The 5,320-nt window shown below is 72.0% G+C and carries 5 protein-coding genes and 1 pseudogene; 4 read left to right on the forward strand and 2 right to left on the reverse strand.

Annotated features, from left to right (window positions below; translation table 11 throughout):
* The 4 genes from ACTS11_RS16230 to ACTS11_RS16245 all read left to right on the forward strand — a co-directional run.
* The coding region (locus ACTS11_RS16230; protein WP_442641340.1) for a GtrA family protein at positions 1–363 on the forward strand (363 nt) is incomplete at its 5' end.
* Entirely contained in the window at positions 360–1,682 is a 1,323-nt protein-coding gene (locus ACTS11_RS16235) for an FAD-binding oxidoreductase (RefSeq protein ID WP_442641341.1), read from the forward strand. The genes ACTS11_RS16230 and ACTS11_RS16235, both read left to right, overlap by 4 nt.
* Positions 1,679–2,413, forward strand: coding sequence for an SDR family oxidoreductase (locus ACTS11_RS16240; RefSeq protein WP_442641342.1), 735 nt, complete (start codon positions 1,679–1,681; stop codon positions 2,411–2,413). The genes ACTS11_RS16235 and ACTS11_RS16240 overlap by 4 nt, the downstream gene beginning before the upstream one ends.
* Positions 2,414–2,567: 154 nt before the next feature.
* The gene (locus ACTS11_RS16245) at positions 2,568–4,028 is read left to right on the forward strand and encodes a hypothetical protein (RefSeq protein WP_442641343.1); all 1,461 of its coding nucleotides are present in this window, start codon (positions 2,568–2,570) and stop codon (positions 4,026–4,028) included.
* A 78-nt stretch (positions 4,029–4,106) separates the two neighbouring features.
* Here the strand turns inward: ACTS11_RS16245 and ACTS11_RS16250 are convergent, their stop codons facing one another.
* Both ACTS11_RS16250 and ACTS11_RS16255 read right to left on the reverse strand, forming a co-directional pair.
* A complete protein-coding gene (locus ACTS11_RS16250) occupies positions 4,107–5,138 on the reverse strand; it encodes an SUMF1/EgtB/PvdO family nonheme iron enzyme (RefSeq protein ID WP_442641344.1) in 1,032 nt (343 codons plus the stop codon).
* A pseudogene (locus tag ACTS11_RS16255) lies at positions 5,138–5,320 on the reverse strand (hypothetical protein); the annotation flags it as partial. The gene ACTS11_RS16250 and the pseudogene ACTS11_RS16255, both read right to left, overlap by 1 nt.

Below are 5,320 nucleotides of genomic sequence, written 5' to 3' on the forward strand. Positions count from 1 at the left end.
GCCAACCTCGCGACGCAGCGGATCGTGCTGTCGGACGCCGAGGTGACGGGCGGGCGCTTCTTCGCGGCACTGGCCGCCGGGACGCTGGTGGGCCTCGTGGTGAAGTACCTGCTCGACAAGCGCTGGATCTTCTACGACACGACGCGCGGCGCGCGGGCGCAGGGCGCGCAGTTCCTGCTCTATGCGCTGATGGGCGTGGCGACGACGGCGATCTTCTGGATCACCGAGACGGCGGCCTGGATGATCTGGCGCACCGATCTCGCGCGCGAGGCGGGGGCGGTCCTCGGCCTCAGCATCGGCTATCTCACGAAATACCTGCTCGACCGCCGCTTCGTCTTCCGCAACGCGGGGACGCCCGCATGACGAAGCTGTCGGGCTGGGGGCGGACGCCGGTGGCCGATGTCCGCGTGCGCAGGGCGCGGAGCGAGGCGGACGTCGCCCGCGCGCTGGCCGAGGGTCCGCTCATCGCCCGGGGCAACGGCCGCTCCTACGGCGACACGGCGATGAGCCCCGGCGTCACCCTCGCCATGGGCGGCATGGACCGCCTCCTCTCCTTCGACGCGGAGACCGGGACGCTCGTGGCGGAGGCCGGCGTGCTTCTGGGCGACATCATCGAGACCTTCCTGCCGCGCGGCTGGTTCCCCCTCGTCACGCCGGGGACCAAGTTCGTCAGCCTCGGCGGCGCCATCGCGGCGGATGTCCACGGCAAGAACCACCATCGCGACGGAAGCTTCCGCGCCTGCGTGGCCTGGGTCGAGGTCATGGACCACCTCGGACAGGTCCGTCGCATCACGCCCGCGGAGACCGAGGCGTTCGAGGCCGTCTGCGGCGGCATGGGCCTCTCGGGCGTCATCCTGCGCGCCGCGATCCGGCTGCAACCCGTCAAGAGCGCCTGGATCGTGCAGGAGACCATCCCCGTCCCCACCGTCGAGGCCGCCATCGACGCCTTCGAGGCGCGGCTCGACGTGCCCTATTCGGTCGCCTGGATCGACTGCACCAGCCGCCCGCCGGGACTGGGGCGGAGCCTCGTGATGCTTGGCCGCCATGCCGAGCCCCCGGACCTCCGTGGCGACCGGCGGCGCAACCCCTTCGCCTGGCCGCGCAAGCGCAAGCTCCGCGTGCCTGTCGACTTCCCGCGCTTCGCGCTCAACCGCGTCAGCGTCCATGCCTTCAACGCGCTCTACTTCCGCATGGGCGCGCGCAAGGCGGGACAGGCGATCGTGGACTGGGACACCTACTTCTATCCTCTCGACTCGATCCTCGAGTGGAACCGGATCTACGGGCGCGCGGGCTTCTACCAGTTCCAGTGCGCCCTGCCGCTGGAGAGCGCGCGTGTCGGCCTGCACCGGATGCTCGAGGACATCTCCGGGACCGGCCTCGCCAGCTTCCTCTCCGTCCTCAAGCGCTTCGGCGCGGACGAGAGCCGCCTGTCCTTCCCGATGGAGGGCTACACGCTCGCCCTCGACTTCCCGGCGAACGACCGCAGCCGCGCGCTCCTCGAACGGCTCGACCGCATCGCCATCGACCATGGCGGGCGCTTCTACCTCGCCAAGGACGCGCGGATGAGCGAAGCGACCGCCCTCGCCGCCGATCCCCGCCTCGCCGCGTTCCGCGACCTGCGCCGCGCGCGCGGCTGGTCGGAGCGCTTCGTCTCCCTGCAATCCGAAAGGCTCGGCCTGTGAGCAATTCCGTCCTCATCCTCGGCGCGGCCTCCGGCATGGCGCGCGCCATCGCCCGCAGTTTCGCCGCCGAGGGCCACGCGATCCGCCTCGCCGCGCGCGACGTCTCCCGGCTCGAGGCCGACCGCGCCGACCTGATGACGCGCCACGGCGTCGAGGTGACGCTGCACGAGTTCGACGCGCTCGACCTCGACGGCCACGCGGCCTTCGTCGCGGGCCTGCCCGAGCTGCCCGAGATCGCGGTCTGCGCCGTCGGCGCGATGGGCACGCAAGCCGAGAACGCCGCCGACCCGACGGCGGGCGCCATGGTCATGCGCGCGAATTTCGAGGGGCCCGCCGCGATCCTCGCGCATCTCGCCAACGGCATGGAGGAGCGCGGCTACGGCACGCTCGTCGGCATCTCCTCCGTCGCGGGGGAGCGGGGGCGCGCCGCGAACTACGTCTACGGCTCGGCCAAGGCGGGCTTCACCGCGTTCCTGTCCGGCCTGCGCAACCGGCTGGCGAAGAAGGGCGTCCACGTCGTCACGGTCCTGCCCGGCTTCGTCGCGACGGCGATGACCGAGGGCATGGACCTGCCCGAGAAGCTGACCGCCCAGCCCGAGGAGGTGGCCGCCGCCATCGTGAAGGCGGTGAAGAGGCGGAAGAACGTGATCTACGTCCGCCCGATCTGGCGAATCGTCATGGCGGTGATCAAGGCGATCCCCGAGCCCATCTTCAAGAAGACGAGCCTCTAGCCCGGAGACAGGCCGGACAAGGGCGGATTTGGGCGCGAATCCGGCCCTTCGGCCCCGTTTCGCAGGCGGGAATCCGCCAAGCGCGCAAGGGGCCCGGGAAAACCCGCCCGCGCATTGTTGTTAAATTGGCACTTCCTGCGTAGCGCTATGGTCCATGAATGGGTCAGACGGCGCAGCCTTCATGGCGCGCATCCGGGGCATAAGCGGCATACGCCTGCACTCTGTCGACACGGTCATCGCGACCGTCGCCGCCTCTGCGGTCGTGTCCGCCTTCTGCTCTTTCGTGGTGGTCTCCAACGTCTACGATGCGCTCCACGGGCCTCGGCCGGCCGTGACCGAGACCGCGCGGGCCGAGCCCGCGCCCGCCCCCGCCCGCCGTCATCCGGTTGCCGAAACGGCGCACGGCATCGCCGCCCTCTCCCGCTTCGACGACCCCGCGCTTTCGGCACGCACGCCCGCCGTCCCCGGCGAGGTGGAGCTCGTCGCGCGCCTGCCGCAGATCTACCGGCCCCCGGCCGCCGCCCCCGCGCCGGTCGCGCCGCTGCCGGCGCTCGCGCTCCGCGCGCCCCTCGCACGGCCCGAGAGCCTTGCGGCGGGCATCGCCGCGCGCGCCATCGCGACGCCCGAGGAGGCTCCGGTGAACCCGCTTCTCGTCGCGGTCAGCCCGCGTCCCTCCGCACGCCCCGCCGATCTCGTGGCGCGCGTCTCGACCCGCGCGCCGACCGTCGCCGCCGCGATCGAGGTCGCGCGCGCCGAGGCGCCCGGCGCCGCCCTGCCCCCGATCTCGGACGAGCCCGCCCGCCTCTTCCCGCCGCGCGCGGGCGCGAATCCCTGCGGGCCGCGCCTCGCGGACGCCATCCCGCGCCGTCCGCGCGACGCCGCCGAGGGCTCCGCGCTCATGGCGCGGCTCGGCAACGGCTCGGGCTCGGGGCGGGACGACGCCATCGTGGCCGAGGCCGTCCGCGGCAACCTGCCCGAGCACCTGCGCGCGCTCCAGCCCGTGCGCTTCACCGGCGACGTGGGCGGGCGGCAGACGGAGATCGTGCTCTGCGTGACGCCGGATTACCTCGCCGTCGGCTCGGACCGCGACCACGTGCGCGTCCCCCTCGGCCTGCCCGCGGCGCTGCGGGTGGCGGACGCCTTCGACATGATGCTGCCGACGACGCGCATGGTCGACGCGATCTACGCGCAGGCCGACCTGCGCCTTTCGCCGCGCCCGATGACGCCGGGGCCGCAGATGTCCTCGACCGACTACTTCCTGCGCCACGACGCGACGCTCGACGCCCAGTTCGCCGATGCGGGCGGGCGGAACGGCCTGCTCGTCGCGGGCCACAAGAAGGACCTCGTAATCGCCAACCGCCTGTCGAGCAACCGCGGCCGCGTCGCGATCTACGGCTGGCACCGCGGCAACGGCGACCCGATCCAGCCGCTCTCGACCGTGCATGGCGAATACTACGCCGACTACAGCCACGGCATCCGCCTCGTGAGCCGCACGGCCTACGTGAACGGCCGGCCGGTGGACCTGCGGACGCTGCTGACGGACGGCGCCTATGCCGGGCTTCTCAACAGCGAAGGGCCGCTCAGCTCGGCCACGATCCGGCTCGCCTCACTTTAGGAACGCGGCACAACATCCTGACCGGACACGAAAACGGCGGCGCCCATCGCGCCGCCGCCGTCGTTTCGGAATCCCGCCTCAGATGTCGCGGAAGCAGCGGAAGCCGAGGTGGTAGTTGCGGTGGCTCGCCTCCGACATCACGCGCGAGCCATGCCAGAACGGCGCCCGCCAGCGCGCCCAGTGCTCGTGCGCGCGGATCGTGTCCCAGATGAACCAGGACCCCTTCATCTCGGTCACGCCCAGCGTGGTGGAGCCGCGGCTCGCCATCTGGTCCTCGGAGAGCGGCAGGTTCATGTGTTCGGCCGCGTTCCCGTCGATGTCGTAGACGCCGAGGGGGCTGCGGCACTCGGGGAAGGAGCCGGCGGGATAGGTGTTCGACCCGCAGCCGGTGAAGCTGCCGCCGTTGCACGACGCGTTCTTGAAGCTGCCCGTGGCGCAGACGCCGGCGCGCCAGGCTCCGATCGAGTAGGTGCCGCTGGTCGAGGCGTAGTGGTTGTTGTGCCAGGACCGGATCGCGTTCACCGCGGCCGAGCCGCTCATGCCGCGGATCCGGTCGAAGGGATAGTCGGGCGGCAGGAGCTGGCCCGCGGCCGCGCCCTCCCACTCGTGCGCGTCGCCCATCCGCTTGCCCTCGGCGGCGCAGAGCTGGGCCGCCTCCATCGCGCGGACCCAGACGACCGGGTAGGCCATGGGGATGTTCGGCCATTCGAACATGTCGGCGCAGACCGTCGCGTCCTCGGGCCGCTGGGTCGCCGGATCGTAGAGCGGCACCATGTAGCGCTCGCCGCAGATGCGCTCGTACTGGCGGTTGCGGTAGCTCTCCTGCACCTGCGCGACCGACCCGCCGAGGCGCGCCGCGGCCTCCTCGGGCGTCAGCGGATGCTGGGTGACGGCGGGGTTGCCCTGCCCCATCCAGCCGTTCGGCGAGGCGGCGAAGATCTGGCGGATGCGCGCAATCTCGGAGGAGGAGACGCCGCGCACCTCCTGCATCTGCCGGAACATCGCCTCGTTGCGCTCGGCCAGCGTCTGCGCGCCCGCCGTGCCCGCCACCAGCGCCACGAGCCCGGCGGCGAGCGCCACCCTGCCCCGCGCGATCAGGTTTCTCCCCATCAGTCCCTCCGTACCAGGTAGAAGAAGTCGCGATTGTCGGGCGCGCTGACGAAGCGCGGAATGCGGGTGCCGCGGCTGCCACGGACGTCCGCCTCGGCCATGCCGGCGACGAGGTGGCGCGCCTCGAGCTCCTCGCCCTCGTGCAGGTAGAGCGCCATGTAGGTCAGCTCCTGGCTGTTCAT

Origin of the sequence: Roseicyclus sp. (genome assembly GCF_052168335.1) — a bacterium.
Taxonomy (GTDB): domain Bacteria; phylum Pseudomonadota; class Alphaproteobacteria; order Rhodobacterales; family Rhodobacteraceae; genus Roseibacterium.